Below are 16,495 nucleotides of genomic sequence, written 5' to 3'. Positions count from 1 at the left end.
TCCTCGACGGCGGAAAGGACGGAAAACCACGTGAGCCCGGCCGGGTGTGCGCGTACGATCCGTTGCGGAGCGCGCGAAATCACAGTTCCCGGTCGGTAGTCCGGGCGCCGTCGGCGGTGGCCGGCGGTCAGTAACCTCCCTCCCAGGGTGTCCGGTGCGTTCCCTCCCGGCGCGCGACCGCGCGCGGGACACGGCATGACAACCATGGGAGGAAACGCACCATGCCGAGCACGTTCACCGTGTTCTTCGAAGGCCCGTTCTGGGTCGGGGTGCTGGAGATCGCGGGCCCGCGAGGGGTCCGCGCGGCGCGCCATGTCTTCGGCGCCGAGCCGGGCAACGCGGAGCTGCTGGAATTCGTCCGCAGGGACTTCGGCGGCCTGCTGGACACCGCGCTGGCAGCGCCGGAGGCGGCCGTCGAAGGGCGGGCACGGCAGCGGTCGGCGGTGAACCCCAAGCGGCTCGCCCGGCAGGCCGCCAGGGAGTTGGCGACCCGGCCTCTGAGCACCGCGGCCGAGGAGGCGCTGGCCCGGGCCCACGAGGAATCCGGGCGTCTCAACCGCGCCGCCGCCAAGCGCCGTGCGGCCGAAGCCGCGCTGGAACAGCGGGCGGCCGCCCGGCGGCAGGCCAAGGAGCGGCACCGGGGCCGGTGAGCCCCCACCTCTCCACTGCACCAATCCTATTGACGCAAAATCAGCCGAAGGCCCGATCTCATCGTCGGCGAACTTCCCGAGCGGAAGCCGGTTTTCCGCTGCCAGAGGTCGGGGTAGGGCGGAGACGTTCGCACCCTGACCGTTCCGGTGCTCATGAGGGGGCGAATCCTTGACGCTTTCCTATCGGAAGGACACCCTCACGCACAGGACCCTTCGGAACGCCCTCGCGACCGTCATCGTGACGGGTGCGCTCACCGCCGCTGCCGCTCCCGCCGCCGTGGCCGCCGAGCAGACGCAGTCGACGGCCGGGGCGCGGGCGGAGCTCCGCAACCCGAAGACGATCAAGGTCGCCGACTACAACCAGGCCCGCAGCACCCTGATCAACGCAGGCAGCAGGACGGCCGGCAAGTCCCACCCGGCACACGGGACGAAGGACGTCCCGGTCTCCCACGGCACCAGCCTGCTGGCCGAGGCCCGCGACGAGTTCCGCGCCGCCGACCGGAACCTGCCGGCCAACCAGAAGAAGTCCGACATGTCGATCCCGCACTACAACGCCATCCACAGCGCGGCCACCACCATGGGCATCGACCGCTGGTGACGCCTTCCCGCTGAGGCGAAGGGCCCGGCTCCCCTCCGGCTCCCGGAGGAGAGCCGGGCGGCTTCAGGGCTTCGGAGGCAGGGGCTCTTCCCACGGCTCGCTCAGGCTGCCGTCCGGGAGGACGTCGAAAACCGCGAGCGTCTTACCCCTGGTGATCGTTATCCGGTCCGGACCGGACCAGTTGACGCCGGTGCCGTGCCTCGAATAGTCCAGCTCCCAGTGGCGGGCCGACCATCCGGAACCGGACACCAGCTCCCTCCGGTAGAGCGGATCGAAGCCGCCCATCTCAGTGATGGTGATCACCCGGTCCGGGCGGCCCGGGGCCGCCTCCCGATGCGACGACCCCTCATGGGGGCCGAACAGGTACATCAGGACGGCGATCGGAAGGCCGAAGCCCAGCGCCGCCAGGCCGAGGCCGCAGCCGATCTGCCCCGTCTCGCTGCTGAACCCCAGCTCGACGAAGAATGAGACCGCGACCAGCACGAGCGCCGACCCGATCAGCAGCACCGGGTGGTTCAGCCAGCGCTCGACCACCACCAACCCGCCCGAACGGGACTCGCGCCGGCCCGCCGCGCACGCCAGCAGCGCCGCGAGCGCCATTCCTCTGAGCCCCCACGCGATCCACCTGCGGCGTACCACTGTCATCCTCGTCCCCGTGCGGTCGTCTGCTGATATTCGGACAGCCCCTGCTACGGGCACTACCGGGCCCGGGGCGTCACCGAGGGCGCGCCCAGCGTCCCGTCCTCGTCCACGGTGAAGACTCTGATCTCCTTCTCCGAGGTCACCGTAATCCGACCCGGGCCCGACCACTCGGCCTTGACGAAGCCGTCGTGCTCCTCCCAGGTGCCGAGGCTCCAGTGGCGGGCCGACCAGCCGCTGCCGGTCAGCAACTCCACCCGGTAGACCGGATCGATCGAGAAGGCGATGTCGGTGACGCTCAGCACGTGGTCGGAGCGGTTCGGGTCGGGCGTGCGGTCGACCTGCCGGCCGTCGCCGCCGAAGACGTACGCCAGGGCCCCGATCGCCGCCCCGATGACGAGGAGCGGTGACAGGACGGCCGCGCAGCCGATCTGCGCCCACCTGGTGCGGAACTCGATCTGGGCCACCGCCGCGGCCACGGCCAGCGTGATCGCCGTCCCGAGCAGCAGCACCGGGTGGTTCAGCCAGCGCTCGACCTCGACCAGCCCGCCCTGACGGGAGGAGACGTAGCCCGGCAGGTACACCAGGAAGGCCGCCAGCGCTGCGCCTCGGAGCCACCACACGACCTGCCTGCGGCGCGTCACCGTCATTTGCTCCCCCCGGAGTTGCCCTTTGCCGGGACTTTACTACGGGGACGCCGAGCGGCCCGGACGACGGGTGCTCCGTCGCCCGGGCCCGCTGGACCACCGGCCGCCCCCTGTCACCGCCGGTAGAAGACGCTCCGCGACCAGAAGTAGCCGACCAGCGTCAGCACGGTGCACCAGGCCAGGGCGCTCCAGGCACTGGTGCCGATCCCGGTGCCCATCAGCAGCCCGCGCAGGGTCTCGATCATGGGGGTGAAGGGCTGGTACTCGGCGAACCAGCGCATGGCCGTCGGCATGGAGTCGGTCGGCACGATGGCGCTGCCGACGAAGGGCAGGAACTGCAGCGGCATCGGCATGTTGCTGGCGCTCTCGACCGTCTTGGCCACCAGGCCGATGCCGGCCGATATCCAGGTCAGGGCGATGGTGAGGAAGAGCAGCAGGCCCATCGCGGCCAGCCACTCCACCGGCCCGGCGTTCGGCCGGAAGCCCATCGCGAGGGCCGCGCCGATCACCAGGACCAGCCCGATCATGGTCTGGATGACGCTGCCGACCACGTGCCCCGCCAGGAAGGCGGAGCGCGATATGGCCATCGTGCGGAAGCGGTTGACGATGCCCTCGGTCATGTCGGTGCAGATGCCGATCGCGGTGACCAACGACCCGGACGTGGCCGCCATCAGCACGATGCCGGGCGTGACGTAGTCGATGTAGTGACCGCCGCCGATTCCGGCGCCCAGCGTGCTGCCGTAGGCGTAGTTGAACAGCAGCAGCATCATGACCGGCATCACCACGACCGCGAAGGTCAGGGACGGGTACCGCAGCGCGTGCTTGAGGTTGCGGCGCAGCATGGTCAGCGAGTCGCTGAGCGCGTAGCCGGCTGTACCGGTGGCCATGCTCATCGCGCCCCCTCCCCGGTCAGCTGGAGGAACACGTCGTCCAGGTCCGCCGTCTCCACGACCAACGACTCGGCCTGCACGGACGCGTTGTCGAGCGTGTCCAGCACGGCCTTCACGGTGAGGACGGAGTTGTCCCCCGGGATCTCCAGCCTCAGCGCCTCGGCGTCGGCCGTGGCGTACTCGAACAGTGCGGCGGCGGTGGCCAGTCGGGCGGCGTCCGCGAACTGGAGCCGGATCCGCCCGCCGGGGGCGAACCGCTTCAACTCCTCGGCCGTGCCCTCGGCGACGATCCGGCCGCCGTCCAGGACGGCGATCCGGTCGGCGAGCTGGTCGGCCTCCTCCAGGTACTGGGTGGTGAGGAAGATCGTCACCCCGTGGTCGGCGACCAGGCCCCGGATGATCTCCCACATGGTGCGCCGGCTGCGCGGGTCCAGCCCGGTGGTCGGCTCGTCCAGGAAGATCACCTTCGGGTCGCCGACCAGCGTCATCGCGAGGTCGAGCTTGCGCCGCATGCCACCGGAGAAGGTGGTGACGGCCTTGCGGGAGGCCTCGGTGAGATCGAAGCGCCGCAGCAGCTCCTCCGCCCGCCTCCGCCCCTCCCGACGGCGGAGGTGGTTGAGGTCGGCCATCAGCATCAGGTTCTCCTCGGCGGTGAGCAGGTTGTCCACCGCCGAGAACTGGCCCGTCACCCCGATCGCCTTCCGCACCGCGTCGGCCTCGCGTTCCACGTCGTGCCCGGCCACCCGGGCCGAGCCGCCGTCGGCGGGGATCAGGGTGGAGAGGATCTGCACCGTGGTGGTCTTGCCGGCGCCGTTGGGCCCGAGCAGAGCGAACACGCTGCCCGCCGGGATCTCCAGGTCGACGCCGTTCAGGACCGCCTTGTCCCCGTAGGACTTGGTGAGTGCGGTCGCCGAGATCGCCGGGACCACCGCGTTCGCCGCCATCACGCCCTCCGGACGACGACGTTGCCGACCTGGGTGCGGCCGCGGACCTCGACCGTCTCCACGGCGTCGCCCGGGCCCTGGGTGGGGCCGAGGTCGTTGCGGACGCCGCCGACCTTGCTGTGCACGTCGAGCCAGGCCGCGGTGCCCTCCGCGATGCCGACCTCCACGTCCCCCACGCTGGTCTGGAGGGTGACCTGACCGCGGACCACCCGGCCGACCCGGATGTGGCCGTGCGCCGACTTGGCGTCCACGTTCCCCTCGGCGAGGCCGATGTGGATCCGGCCGTTGGAGGCGTTGGCGTGCAGCTCGCCGCGCACCTCGTCGATCTCGGTGTCGCCGTTGCTGTTCTTGACCGTCAGCCGGCCCCCGACGGAGCCGATCTCGATCCGGCCGGCGCCGGACACCTCGGCGTCCCAGGCCGTCCCTCCGAGCCGGATGTCGCCGAAGCCGCTGTCGAGCCGCACGCTGTCGGCGTGCTCGACCTGGATCCGGCCGAGCGAGGTCTTCAGCCGGCAGGCGCCGAGCGGCCCCTCGGTGACGAACTCGGCCATCGGGGACTCGCTGTGGACCTCGGAGCCGACCGGCAGCTCGACCAGGACCTCGATCGCGCCCTTCTTGCTGGTGAAGACGGAGCGCTGCTTGGGGGCCTTGATGCCGAGCCGGCCACCGGAGAAGTCGACCTGGGTCTGCTCGGCGGCCTTGACGTCCGCCTCCTTGGCCGGGTTGGCCGGCCGGACCTCGACCACGGCGTCGGTGCGCTTGCTCGCCTTGATCCAGACCGAGCCGATGTCGAACTCGAGGATGGCGGAGATCGGTCCGTCGGTCTCGTACGTAGGCATGGCTGTCCCGTCCTCTTGACTCGTGGTGGTGTTCCCGCTGGTCGGAGCGGGGGTGACGTCGAAGGTGCAGAAGGTGGTGCGGGAGGTGGTGCGGAGGTCGTACGGATGCTGCGGGTGCTGCGGAGGTACTAGTGGACCCAGCCGGTGAAGCCCTGGCCGCCGACGCTGCGCGGAACCCGGCTGCCCGGGTCGGCGACCGGGCGGCGGGCCGGTTCACCGCCCTCCAGGGCCCCGGCCAGGGCGCGGACCAGCCAGGCGTTGAGCGAGAGGCCGGCCTCGGCGGCAGCCTCCTCCGCCCGGGCCTTGAGGTGGGCGGGCAGGCGCAGGTTGATCCGGGCGGTGCCCGTCTCGTCCGACTCCGGCGCCATCGGTGGCGCCACCGGCGGCGCGAGTGGCACCACCGGCGGCGCCTGCGGCACCACATCGCCGTGGAAGGCGTCCGATCCGGGCGGCGCCGTGACCACGAACTCCGGATCGAGTCCGCGCAGGCGCACGTCCACCGAGCCGGGGGCGAGGTCGCGGGTGACTTCGCCCATGGCGGCCGAGAGCGCGTTGAGCAGGGTGAGCCGCACGGCCGACTCCAGCGGGAGCGTCAGCCGCTCGGCCAGCGCGCGGGCTTCGTCGCCGCCGGTGGCGGCGGCCACCGCGAGCTCGTTCCGGAGGTTTTCCACGTACGGCGTGAGGTCCATGGCCGATAGCTTGGCACGGCGATGGCGCCATGTCGAGGCATTTGTGGCACCACTTTGGCACCACCGCCGGAACGGGTCTGGCGCCAACGACGGAACCGCCCCGCCGACCGGGGTCGACGGGGCGGTTCACCAGGGGAAACGTCAGTACTGCGACATCGGGGACTACAGCTGCTGCCAGCCCGCCAGGTAGGCGTCTATCTCCCCCGCCAGCCGGGTCTTGCCCGCCTGGTCCAGGAAGGAGGCCTCGACGGCGTTGCGGGCCAGCCCCGCCACCCCCGCCTCGTCCAGGCCCAGCAGCCGCGCCGCCACCGCGTACTCGGTGTTGAGGTCGGTGCCGAACATCGGCGGGTCGTCGCTGTTGACCGTCACCAGCAGCCCGGCGTCCACCATCCGCTTGATCGGGTGGTCCTCGATCCGCTCCACGGCCCGCGTCGCGATGTTGGAGGTCGGGCAGACCTCCAGCGGGACGCGGTGCTCGCCCAGGTAGTCGAGCAGCGCCGGGTCCTTCACCGCCTGGGTGCCGTGCCCGATGCGCTCGGCACCGAGCACCCGGATCGCGTCCCAGACCGTCTCCGGCCCGGTGGTCTCGCCCGCGTGCGGGACGCTGCGCAGGCCGGCCGCCCGGGCCCGGTCGAAGTACGGCTTGAACTGCGGGCGCGGCACACCGATCTCCGGGCCGCCCAGACCGAAGCTGACCAGCCCCTCGGGGGCCAGCTCGGTGGCCAGCCGGGCGGTCACCTCGGCCGACTCCAGCCCGGCCTCGCCCGGGATGTCGAAGCACCAGCGCAGCACCACTCCGAGCTCCTTCTCGGCGCGCAGCCGGGCGTCCTCGATCGCCTCCATGAAGGCGACCTCGGGGATGCCCCGGCGGACCGAGGAGTACGGGGTGATGGTCAGCTCGGCGTACCGGATGTTCTGCCGGGCCATGTCCTCGGCCACACCGTAGGTGAGCGCGCGGACGTCCTCGGCGTCCCGGACGAGGTCCACGACGCTCAGGTAGACCTCGATGAAGTGCGCGAAGTCGGTGAAGGTGAAGTACTCGGCGAGTGCCGCCGGGTCGGCCGGCACCTTGGAGTTCCCGGCGTGCCGGGCGGCCAGTTCGGCGACCACGCGCGGCGAGGCCGAGCCGACGTGGTGGACGTGCAGCTCCGCCTTGGGCATCCCGGCGATGAACGCCTCGATGCTCCGGTCTGCGGGCTCGATCCGACTGACACTGGGGCCGATCCGACTTCCGTCCGGCTGGACCACGGTGGTTCCCTTCTTCCTTCTACGCGCGTACCGAAGACAGTTGCTGGCAAGGATAGGCCGTACCCGGGATCGCCCGCCGGGGGATCGCCTCCGGGGGATCAGCCCCCGAGCGCGACCGCCACCGTGTGGATCAGCAGCCCGGCCAGGGCGCCGACCACGGTGCCGTTGATCCGGATGAACTGGAGGTCGCGGCCGACGTTGGCCTCGATCTTGCGCGAGGCGTCGTCGGCGTCCCAGCTCGCCACCGTCTCGGAGATCAGCGAGGTGATCTCGGCGCGGTAGGTGTCGACCAGGTACTGGGCGGCGTCCTGGAGCCAGCCGTCCACCTTGGCCTGGAGCTTGGGGTCGGTGGCCAGGCGCTCGCCGAAGCGGCGCACGCCGTCGCGGATGCGCCGGCGCAGTTCGCTGTCCTCGTCCTCGGCCGCACTCATCACCAGGGCGCGCACGGCCGCCCAGGTGGAGTCGATCAGGTCCTGCACCTCGGGGCGGGCCAGCAGCTCGCCCTTGGCCCGCTCGACCCGGGCGATGGTCTCCGGGTCGGTCTGCAGCTCGGTCGCGAAGTCGGCGAGGAAGTTGTCGATCGCGCCGCGCGCCGGGTGGTCGGGGTCGTCCCGGATCTCGGTGACGAAGCGCAGCAGCTCCTTGTAGACCCGCTCGCCGACCTGGTGGTCGATGAACCGGGGCGTCCAGCCCGGGGTCTTCTGGGTGACCTTCCGGACCACGTCCTCGTGGTTGGTGGTCAGCCATCCGTGCGCCCGGACCGCGACGAGGTCCACCACCCCGCGGTGCCCGCCGTCCGCGACCACCTTGCCCAGCATCCGGCCCATCGGCTCGGCCACCGAGGTGGCGGCGGCCCGCCTGGTCACCGCCTCGGCGACCACCGCCCGCACGTCGTCGTCGCGGAGCACCGCGAGCAGGCCGCGCAGCGCCGCCGAGGCCTCCTTGGTGACCCGCTCGGCGCTGCCCGGCGCGGCCAGCCACTCCCCCAGCCGGCGGCCGATGCCGAGCGCCGCCAGGCGGCCCCGGACCACGTGGCCGGAGAGGAAGTTCTCGCCGACGAACTCGCCGAGCGAGCGGCCGAAGGCGTCCTTCTTGGTCGGGATGATCGCGGTGTGCGGGATCGGCAGGCCGAACGGACGGCGGAACAGCGCCGTCACCGCGAACCAGTCGGCCAGCGCGCCGACCATGCCCGCCTCGGCGGCGGCCGCCACGTACCCCGCCCAGGGGCCGGCACCGGCCGCCCCGGCCCAGGTGGAGAGGGCGAAGACCAGGGTCGCGAAGGCCAGCAGGCCGGTCGCGATGGTCTTCATCCGGCGGACGCCGCGTCTCTTCTGCTCGTCGGCCGCGGTGAACCGGACCCCGAGGCCGGTCCCGCTGAAGGCATCGTCACTCACCCCGCCAGTCTGCCTGCTGCCCGGAGTGGACGGGGGCGTGCCTCGCGATCACGCGCCCCAGGCAGGCGTCACGCGCCGGCTGGGACAGCCTTCACACCCCGCCGGCCCGCTCACCACCCCGTCCGGCCCGCTCACGCCCCGGACGGGGAGGGCTTCACGCCCCGCCCAGCACCATCCGCCGCACCTCCGTGCCCGCCCAGCGCTTCGGGTCCGTGCACCGCCGCCCGTCCAGCAGCACCCGCACCCCCGGCAGGTCCACCGGTGTCAGGTCCCGGTACTCCGGGTGGTCCGCCTGCAGCACCGCCGCCACCACCGGCTCCCCGCCGTACGGCGGCAGCCCGAGCGCCGCCAACTCCTCCGCCTCGTACAGCGGGTCGCTGACGTACGGCCGCGCGCCCGCCGACCGCACCGCCTCGACCAGCGGGAACACCCCGGAGTACGCCGTCTCCTTGACCCCGCCCCGGTACGACGCACCGAGCACCAGCACGCCCTGCCCGGCGATCCCGCCCGGCACCGCCCCCGCCAGCACGCCCACCGCGTACCCCGGCACGGCCAGGTTGGCCTCGCGCGCCGCCCGGACCACCGTCGCGCCCGGGTCGTTCCACAGGTAGAGCCGCGGGTACACCGGGATGCGGTGCCCGCCGACCGCGATGCCCGGCCGGTGCAGGTGGCTGTACGGCTGCGAGTTGCAGGCGTCGGCGATCTCCGCGAAGTCCACCCCGACCTCGTCCGCGTACCGGGCGAACTGGTTGGCCAGCGCGATGTTGACGTCCCGGTACGTGGTCTCGGCGAGCTTGCTGAACTCGGCCGCCTCCGCCGAGGCCAGCTCCCAGACGCCGTTGGGCCGGGGCAGGTCCGGGCGCGGGTCGAAGTCCAGCACCGCCCGGTAGAACTCGGCGCCACGCCCGGTGGAGGCCTCGTCCAGGCCGCCGACCAGCTTGGGGTAGCGCCGCAGGTCGGCGAAGACCCGTCCGGTGCGGACCCGCTCCGGGCTGAACACCAGCGGGAAGTCCGCCCCGGCCACGAGCCCCGACCCGGCCGCCAGCCGGGGCGCCCAGCGCTCCCTGGTGGTGCCGACCGGCAGGGTGGTCTCGTAGCTGACCAGGGTGCCCCGGCGCAGTCCGGCCGCGACGGCGTCGGTGGCCGCGTCGAGCAGGGCGAAGTCCGGGCTGCCGTCGGTGGCGGTGACCAGCGGGACGACCAGCACCACCGCCTCGGCCCGGGCCGCCGCGGCCGTGGTGTCGGTGGTGGCCAGCAGCCGGCCCTCGGCGACGACCCGCTTGAGCGCCTGGTCCAGGCCCGCCTCCCGGGGGAACGGCGGCACGCCCCGGTTGACGCCGTCCACCACGTCGGGCGCGGTGTCCGCGCCGGTCACCCGGTGGCCCTTCAGCGCGAACTGCACCGCCAGCGGCAGGCCCGGCCTGCCCAGCCCGACCACGCAGACGTCCAGGCTCATCCCCGTCCTCCGTTCACCGAGTCGGCCAGCCGGCGCCACGCCGGGTGGCGCCGCAGCCCGCGCCGCAGCTGCTCCGGGACGAGCCCGCGCCACAGCTGCCGGGCGAGGCTGAGCGGCGGGGCGGCCGCCTCGGCCGCCTCCTCGCGCAGCAGGAACAGCTCGTCCGGCAGGCCGAGCCGGGCGTCCCGGAACGCCGGGTAGCCCGCGTACTGGCGCCGCCCGTCCGCCACCACCGGTGGATCGCCGTGCGCCGCCTCGTAGCGGATCTGGTCGCGCAGCGCCTCCGGCCGTACCGCGCAGGCGAGTTCGATCCGCACCCGCTCGGCGACCGGCAGCCGGTGGTACACCTCGCGGGCGCCGAACCGCTCGACCAGCCGGGCGACCTCGACGCACACCCGCTCCTGCACGTCCTTCGACAGCAGCAGGAAGCCCTCCTGTAGCAGGCGCGGCACGTCCCAGGCGAAGCCGCGCGCCCTGATGGCGTCCAACTCCTCGCCCGGCCGGGCGAGTTCTGCGGCCACCTGCTGGAGCGCGGCGATCCCGCGCAGCCGGTCGAGCGCCCCGGCCCGCTCGGTGACGTTGCTCCGGTCCTCGCGCAGCACCAGGAAGCAGCAGTCGTAGGAGGAGAGGACGGACACCCTGGCCGCGCGCAGGCAGGCCTCCAGGGTGAACGGCTGGTCCGAGAAGACCTTCAACCCCTCGTCGCGGCGCAGCCCGTGGCGCCGGACCAGGTCGAGCCGGAACAGTTTGGTGTCGGCCAGCGCCCAGGCCAGCGCGGAGTCGGCGAAGCCCACGGACTCGGCGTCGGCGTGGAAGAGCCCCTGCGGCACCAGCCGCCCGTTCACCCCGACCTGCTTGGGCACCACCACGTCCGAGCCCCAGGCGTCGGCGGCCGCGACCAGCCGCTCCAGCGCCTCCTCGCCGAGCCAGTCGTCCGCGCCCAGGAACAGCACGTAGCGGCCGCGGGCCAGCTCCAGGCCCCGGTTGGCCGGGGCCGCCGGGCCGCCCGAGTTGGGCTGGTGCACCACCGTGAACAGCCCGGGGTGGCGGGCGGCGTACTCGTCCAGCAGCTCCCCGCCGCCGTCCGTGGAGCCGTCGTCCACGGCCACCACCTCCAACCGTCCCGGCGCCAGCGACTGCCCGACCAGCGAGTCCAGGCAGGCGGTGAGGTACGGCATGGTGTTGTAGACAGCGACCACCACGGTCACGTCGGGTACGGCCATCGGACGGCGGGCCTCCGGTTCCGGTCTCGTTGAGTGATGACAGGCCAACTCACAGTGAGGTCCCGGGGTAACGATCATCACCCGCACCGGCGACGGGGAACGAAACACCTTCCCGGCCACCGCACGGACACGCGACAGCCGGGAGAGCGGGGACAGGGGGAGCACGTGATCGCCTACAGCGACCACCTCCGCGGCCGGAAGGTCGGCGTCGCCCCGGACGTCACCTCCCCGGTCCGTCAGCCGATCGCGACCTCCGCGTACATCCGGGCGATCACGTCCTCGATGGCCGGCTCGCGCACCGACAGGTCCACCAGCGGGTAGCGCGCGGCGACCGCCGCCACGATCGGCGCGGCGCTCTCCTCGGCCGGGAAGGCCAGCCACTGGCGCGGTCCCTCGACCCTGGTGACCCGGGCCCCGGGCACCTCGACCGGGTGGGCGAGCTCCTGCGCGAGGTCCACCACCAGCGTCCGCTCGCTGCGGCCGGTGGTGTGCAGGCCCTCCAGCCCGCCGTCGTACACCACCCGGCCGTGGTCGATCACCATCACCCGGTCGCAGAGCTGCTCGATGTCGGTCAGGTCGTGGGTGGTGAGCAGCACGGTGGTGCCCCGGTCCCGGTTGACCTCGCGCAGGAACTCGCGCACCTTGCCCTTGCTGACCACGTCCAGGCCGATGGTCGGCTCGTCCAGGTAGAGCACCTGGGGGTCGTGCAGCAGCGCCGCCGCGAGGTCGCCGCGCATCCGCTGGCCGAGCGAGAGCTGGCGCACCGGGGTGTCCAGCAGGCCGCCGAGGTCGAGCAGTTCGACGCAGCGGCCGAGGTTCTCGCGGTACCGGGCTTCGGGGATGCGGTAGATCCGGCGGGCGAGTTCGAAGGAGTCGCGCAACGGCAGGTCCCACCAGAGGGTGGTGCGCTGGCCGAAGACGACGCCGATCCGGCGGGCCAGCGCGACGCGTTCGCGGGCCGGGTCGACGCCGGCCACCCGCAGCCGTCCGGAGCTGGGGACGAGGATGCCGGTGAGCATCTTGATGGTGGTGGACTTGCCGGCCCCGTTGGGCCCGATGTAGCCGACGCACTCGCCGGCGTCGACGGTGAAGCTGAGTCCGTCCACCGCGCGGACCTCGCGTTTGGCCCGGCTGAACCGGCCGGTGCGGGTCCGTACGGTGAAGCTGCGGTGGACGTCCTGGAGTTCGATCAGTGCCATGGAAGCTCCTTCAGGGGGTCGGGGGTTCAGCTGCCGGTACCGCGGTAGGCGCGCAGCCCGGCGCGCCAGGCGAGCCCGGCGGCGAGGACGCAGACCGCGGCGGCGACCGGCGAGGCGAACTGGAAGGCGGCGGGCAGGCCGAGCGGGTCGGGCCGGTCGAGGATGCGCAGCGCGGGCAGCCAGTTGACGAAGGCCAGCGGGACGCCGAAGACCACCCCGGCGACCAGCTCCTTGGCGAAGATCGTCGGCGGGTAGTGCAGCAGCGTCGCGCCGCCGTAGGTGAAGGAGTTCTGGATCTCCTTGGACTCGCCCCACCAGAACTGCACGGTGGCACCGCCGATGAAGATGGCGCCGAAGATGACGGTGCCGCAGACCAGCAGGACGGGCACCAGCAGCACCCGGTCCCAGGTCCAGTGCACGTCCAGGGCGGCCAGCGACCAGACCAGCACCGCGACGGCCTGGAGCGGGCGGCCGAGCCGGCGCAGCGAGAAGCGCTCCGCGCACAGCTGGGAGAGCGCGGGCGCGGGCCGGATCAGCATGGTGTCCAGCGAGCCGCTGACGATCCGCGCGCCGAGCCCGTCGGCCGAGCCGACCAGCAGGTTGGCGACACCGAGCGAGAAGGTGGCGGTGGCGTACAGGAAGGCGATCTCCGGCAGGCTCCAGCCGCCGAGCCGGTCGGTGTGCAGGAACATGATCACCAGCACCACGAAGTCGAGGGCGTGGATGACCACGCTCGCCACCAGGTTCAGCGCGAAGGAGGCCCGGTAAGCCATCATCGAGCGCATCCACATCCGGGCGCAGAGCCACCAGGAGCGCAGCGCCCAGGCGGCGCGGGGCATGAAGGGCTCCCGTACGAAGGGCTCCCGCACGAGCTGCTCAGCCACCCTGCACCACCACCCTGCGGGTGGCCAGCCACTGGGCGCCGCGCCCGGCGGCGAGCAGCGCCGCCGCCCAGCCGAGCTGGAAGCCGAGCGCCCCGAGCACGGCGGTGCCGGCCGTCCGCTCCAGGAAGACGTCGGTGGGGACGTTCACCAGCGCCGACCAGGGCAGCGCCCGGCCGAGCTCGCCGAGCCAACCGGGGAACAGTGCGACCGGCAGCAGCATCCCGGAGAAGAACATCGAGACCACCAGCATCACCGAGCGCACCCCCTCCGAGTCGTGCAGCCAGAAGCCGGTGATCGAGACCAGGAAGCGCAGCCCGAAGCTGACGACCACCGCCAGCAGCACCGAGAGCAGGAAGAACGCCCAGGTCAACGGGTGTTCGGGCAGCCGGATGCGGAACACCAGGGCGCCGATCAGCATCGGCACGGTGCCGCGCACCAGCGCCTGGAAGCCGGCCCGGCCGAGGTCGGAGGCCAGCCACCAGCCCTGGAAGTCGACCGGGCGGTAGAGGTCGACGGCGATGTCACCGCTGCGGAAGCGGTCCTGGAGGTCGTCCTGGAAGCCGCCGCCCCAGACCGCGACGGTGACCAGCAGGCTCTGGCTGACCCAGATGTACGTGACGGCCTGGCTCTGGTCGTAGCCGCCGAGGCCGGGGCGGGCCTGCCAGAGGGCGAGGAAGGTGTAGGCCAGGATGATGCCGAAGACGGTGTTGGTGAAGGTGCCGGCCACGGTGGCGGCCCGGTAGGTGGAGTAGCGGCGGAAGGCGCCGCGGGCAACGGCGGCGTAGAGCATATTGTCTCCTTGTCGACAAATATGGGCAGAGATACGCCCTCGACATCCGCGCACGCCCCAGCGGCTCCGACCGGCCGTACCCCGGGGGTGCCGGGCCAGGCGGGCGGAGCTGCAAAAGTGGGCGCGCTATGTGGTTTGCACCTTTCACCGTACCTCCGGCCCGCACCACCCGCACCCGATTTTCCCGTCCTGATCCGACGTCAAATAGCAGATAATCGCGGCATGACCTTGAGCACCCGACGCCAGGCCAAACGGGCCGCCCGCCGCGAGGCCCGCCGCGCCCTCCCGCTCTGGCGACGGCTCCTGCCCACCTGGCGGGTCACCTTCGGCGTCCTCACCGCACTGTTCCTGCTCGCCGTCGGCGCCTTCGCCGTGCTCTACGTCATCGTCCCGGTGCCCGACCCCAACGCCCACGCCGTCGCCCAGAACAACATCTACCTCTACGCCGACGGCACCACCGAGATCGCCCGCACCGGCGCCGTCAACCGCACCGACGTCACCATCGACCAGATCCCGCTCCAGACCCAGCAGGCCGTCGTCTCCGCCGAGGACCGCTCCTTCTACCAGAACCGCGGCATCGACCTGAAGGGCATGCTCCGGGCCGGCTGGAACACCCTGCTCGGCAGAGGCATGCAGGGTGGCTCCACCATCACCCAGCAGTACGTCAAGAACTACTACCTCACCCAGGACCGGACCATCGAGCGCAAGGGCCGCGAACTGCTCATCGCCCTCAAGGTCGACCAGCAGCGCGACAAGCGCGAGATCCTCGCCGGCTACCTCAACAGCAGCTACTTCGGCCGCGGCGCCTACGGCATCCAGAGCGCCGCCCACGCCTACTACGGCGTCGACGTCTCCCGACTCACCCTCGGCCAGGGCGCCTACCTCGCCTCCCTGCTGCAGGCCCCCAGCCTCTACGACGTCAAGACCGCCACCCCCGCCAACCACGAAAAGGCCGTCGCCCGCTGGAACTACGCCCTCGACGGCATGGTCCAACTCGGCTTCCTCACCCCCGCCGACCGCGCCGCCACCACCTTCCCCGACCCGATCGACCCCCAGCCCGCCACCGGCCTCGCCGGCCAGGCCGGCTACCTGGTCGGCGTCGCCGACGACTACCTCATCTCCTCCGGCACCCTCGACGCCGCCACCCTCAAGGCCGGCGGCTGGCGCATCACCACCACCTTCGACCAGCCCCGGCAGGACGCCTTCGTCAAGGCCGTCCAGGACCAGCTCACCGGCGAACTCGACCCCCAGGCCCGCCCCGACACCGACACCGACGTCCGGGTCGCCGGCGCCTCCGTCGAACCCGCCACCGGCCGGGTCGTCGCCGTCTACGGCGGCCCCGACTACGCCAAGCAGCCCTACAACGACGCGCTCCGCCAGGACAACCAGATCGGCTCCACCTTCAAACCGATCGACCTCGCCGCCGGCCTGGTCGCCCAACACTCCCTCGACGGCCGCCCGATCACCACCGAATCCCGCTACGACGGCACCAGCGAACGCCCCGTCACCGGCGGCCCCACCCCGTACGCCCCGCCCAACGAGGACGACATCGACTACGGCAACATCACCCTGCGCTACGCCATGGTGAAGTCCGTCAACTCCGTGTACGCGCAGGAGGGCGTGGACGCCGGACTCGCCCGCGTCCGCGAGACCGCCGTCAAACTCGGCATCCCCGACAGCGTCCGCGGCATGGACCCGGCCAACACCTCGATGACCCTCGGCACCGCCACCCCCAGCGCCCTCGACCTGGCCGGCGCCTACGCCACCCTCGCCGACCACGGCCAGGCGCACGCCCCCTGGTCCGTCCTCAAACTCGAACGCGTCAATCCCGGCGGCGCCGTCGACGTCCCCACAATGCCCGAGCACAACCCCACCCAGGCACTCGACCGGGAGATCGCCGACTCCGTCACCGACGTGCTGCGCGACGTCATCAGCCCGCGCGGCACCGGCGCCGCCGCCCTCGACCTGGGCCGCCCGGCCGCCGGCAAGACCGGCACCACCGACTCCAACCTCTCCGCCTGGTTCGCCGGCTACACCCCCGAACTCGCCACCACCGTCGGCCTGTTCCGAGAGCACCCGAAGACCCACGCCAAGGAACCGCTGGCCGGCACCGCCGGCCTCACCCGGATCAACGGCGGCACCTTCCCCACCCGGATCTGGACCGCCTACATGACCGCCGCCCTCAACGGCGCCCCCACCCAGGACTTCGACCTCCAGGCCGGCCACGGCGCCCCCGACGCCACCCCCTGGCCCACCGCCCCCGTCAGCACCACCCCCAGCGCCACCACCACCCCCGGCGGCGCACCCACCACCACCGACCCGGCCCCCGGCACTCCCCCCGGCCACGCGCCCAGCGCCCCCGCCACCACCGGACAACCCGCCCCCGGCCCGACCGCCCCCAGCCC

General features: G+C 72.5%; 16 protein-coding genes. 3 read left to right on the top strand and 13 right to left on the bottom strand.

Translation table 11 applies throughout. The features are described from left to right. The first annotated feature begins 221 nt into the window (after positions 1-221). Both KS423_RS06715 and KS423_RS06710 read left to right on the top strand, forming a co-directional pair. Positions 222-650, top strand: a complete 429-nt coding sequence (locus tag KS423_RS06715) for a YjdF family protein (RefSeq protein WP_224276050.1) — start codon at positions 222-224, stop codon at positions 648-650. A gap of 169 nt (positions 651-819) precedes the next feature. Further along, on the top strand, positions 820-1,248 hold the full coding sequence (locus KS423_RS06710; RefSeq protein ID WP_224276048.1) for a hypothetical protein: 429 nt from the start codon (positions 820-822) through the stop codon (positions 1,246-1,248). Positions 1,249-1,311: 63 nt separating this feature from the next. Here the strand turns inward: KS423_RS06710 and KS423_RS06705 are convergent, their stop codons facing one another. The 13 genes from KS423_RS06705 to KS423_RS06645 all read right to left on the bottom strand — a co-directional run bounded on the left by KS423_RS06705 (position 1,312) and on the right by KS423_RS06645 (position 14,090). Beyond that, positions 1,312-1,848: a hypothetical protein gene (locus tag KS423_RS06705; RefSeq protein ID WP_224276046.1), complete on the bottom strand. Its 537-nt coding sequence runs from the start codon at positions 1,846-1,848 to the stop codon at positions 1,312-1,314. A 98-nt stretch (positions 1,849-1,946) separates the two neighbouring features. After that, the gene (locus KS423_RS06700; protein ID WP_224276044.1) at positions 1,947-2,531 is read right to left on the bottom strand and encodes a hypothetical protein; all 585 of its coding nucleotides are present in this window, start codon (positions 2,529-2,531) and stop codon (positions 1,947-1,949) included. A 116-nt stretch (positions 2,532-2,647) separates the two neighbouring features. Further along, on the bottom strand, positions 2,648-3,427 hold the full coding sequence (locus KS423_RS06695; RefSeq protein WP_224276042.1) for an ABC transporter permease: 780 nt from the start codon (positions 3,425-3,427) through the stop codon (positions 2,648-2,650). Further along, positions 3,424-4,368: an ATP-binding cassette domain-containing protein gene (locus KS423_RS06690; protein WP_224276040.1), complete on the bottom strand. Its 945-nt coding sequence runs from the start codon at positions 4,366-4,368 to the stop codon at positions 3,424-3,426. The genes KS423_RS06695 and KS423_RS06690 overlap by 4 nt, the downstream gene beginning before the upstream one ends. Beyond that, positions 4,368-5,207: a DUF4097 family beta strand repeat-containing protein gene (locus KS423_RS06685; RefSeq protein ID WP_224276038.1), complete on the bottom strand. Its 840-nt coding sequence runs from the start codon at positions 5,205-5,207 to the stop codon at positions 4,368-4,370. The genes KS423_RS06690 and KS423_RS06685 overlap by 1 nt, the downstream gene beginning before the upstream one ends. A 128-nt stretch (positions 5,208-5,335) precedes the next feature. After that, positions 5,336-5,896 carry a toxin-antitoxin system HicB family antitoxin gene (locus KS423_RS06680; protein WP_224276036.1) on the bottom strand — a complete coding sequence of 187 codons (561 nt, stop codon included), beginning with the start codon at positions 5,894-5,896 and terminating at the stop codon, positions 5,336-5,338. Positions 5,897-6,058: 162 nt separating this feature from the next. Beyond that, entirely contained in the window at positions 6,059-7,099 is a 1,041-nt protein-coding gene (locus KS423_RS06675; protein ID WP_374119910.1) for an adenosine deaminase, read from the bottom strand. A gap of 143 nt (positions 7,100-7,242) precedes the next feature. Further along, positions 7,243-8,538, bottom strand: coding sequence for a DUF445 domain-containing protein (locus KS423_RS06670; protein ID WP_224276032.1), 1,296 nt, complete (start codon positions 8,536-8,538; stop codon positions 7,243-7,245). 154 nt (positions 8,539-8,692) lie between these two features. Next, entirely contained in the window at positions 8,693-9,988 is a 1,296-nt protein-coding gene (locus KS423_RS06665; RefSeq protein ID WP_224276113.1) for a nucleotide sugar dehydrogenase, read from the bottom strand. Positions 9,989-9,990: 2 nt separating this feature from the next. Next, positions 9,991-11,217 (bottom strand): glycosyltransferase family 2 protein, encoded by a 1,227-nt coding sequence (locus tag KS423_RS06660; RefSeq protein ID WP_224276030.1) that lies wholly within the window; start codon positions 11,215-11,217, stop codon positions 9,991-9,993. A gap of 236 nt (positions 11,218-11,453) precedes the next feature. After that, the gene (locus KS423_RS06655) at positions 11,454-12,416 is read right to left on the bottom strand and encodes an ATP-binding cassette domain-containing protein (protein WP_224276028.1); all 963 of its coding nucleotides are present in this window, start codon (positions 12,414-12,416) and stop codon (positions 11,454-11,456) included. 26 nt (positions 12,417-12,442) lie between these two features. Beyond that, positions 12,443-13,255, bottom strand: a complete 813-nt coding sequence (locus tag KS423_RS06650; RefSeq protein ID WP_224276111.1) for an ABC-2 family transporter protein — start codon at positions 13,253-13,255, stop codon at positions 12,443-12,445. A gap of 37 nt (positions 13,256-13,292) precedes the next feature. Beyond that, on the bottom strand, positions 13,293-14,090 hold the full coding sequence (locus KS423_RS06645) for an ABC-2 family transporter protein (protein ID WP_224276026.1): 798 nt from the start codon (positions 14,088-14,090) through the stop codon (positions 13,293-13,295). Positions 14,091-14,312: 222 nt separating this feature from the next. Here KS423_RS06645 and KS423_RS06640 point away from each other — a divergent pair. Next, on the top strand, positions 14,313-16,495 hold a 2,183-nt coding region (locus KS423_RS06640), incomplete at its 3' end, for a transglycosylase domain-containing protein (protein ID WP_263454556.1).

Origin of the sequence: Streptomyces sp. LS1784, assembly GCF_020103755.1 — a bacterium.
In the GTDB taxonomy this organism is placed as follows: Bacteria; Actinomycetota; Actinomycetes; order Streptomycetales; family Streptomycetaceae; genus Kitasatospora.
This window is presented reverse-complemented; position numbering and strand designations above follow the sequence as displayed.

Excerpts from the sequence above, each read along its gene's own strand:
- KS423_RS06715 (WP_224276050.1), top strand. The coding sequence starts at position 222 with ATGCCGAGCACGTTCACCGTGTTCTTCGAAGGCCCGTTCTGGGTCGGG.
- KS423_RS06705 (WP_224276046.1), bottom strand. The coding sequence starts at position 1,848 with ATGGCGCTCGCGGCGCTGCTGGCGTGCGCGGCGGGCCGGCGCGAGTCC.
- KS423_RS06695 (WP_224276042.1), bottom strand. The coding sequence starts at position 3,427 with ATGAGCATGGCCACCGGTACAGCCGGCTACGCGCTCAGCGACTCGCTG.
- KS423_RS06690 (WP_224276040.1), bottom strand. The coding sequence starts at position 4,368 with ATGGCGGCGAACGCGGTGGTCCCGGCGATCTCGGCGACCGCACTCACC.
- KS423_RS06685 (WP_224276038.1), bottom strand. The coding sequence starts at position 5,207 with ATGCCTACGTACGAGACCGACGGACCGATCTCCGCCATCCTCGAGTTC.
- KS423_RS06680 (WP_224276036.1), bottom strand. The coding sequence starts at position 5,896 with ATGGACCTCACGCCGTACGTGGAAAACCTCCGGAACGAGCTCGCGGTG.
- KS423_RS06660 (WP_224276030.1), bottom strand. The coding sequence starts at position 11,217 with ATGGCCGTACCCGACGTGACCGTGGTGGTCGCTGTCTACAACACCATG.
- KS423_RS06655 (WP_224276028.1), bottom strand. The coding sequence starts at position 12,416 with ATGGCACTGATCGAACTCCAGGACGTCCACCGCAGCTTCACCGTACGG.
- KS423_RS06650 (WP_224276111.1), bottom strand. The coding sequence starts at position 13,255 with ATGCCCCGCGCCGCCTGGGCGCTGCGCTCCTGGTGGCTCTGCGCCCGG.
- KS423_RS06645 (WP_224276026.1), bottom strand. The coding sequence starts at position 14,090 with ATGCTCTACGCCGCCGTTGCCCGCGGCGCCTTCCGCCGCTACTCCACC.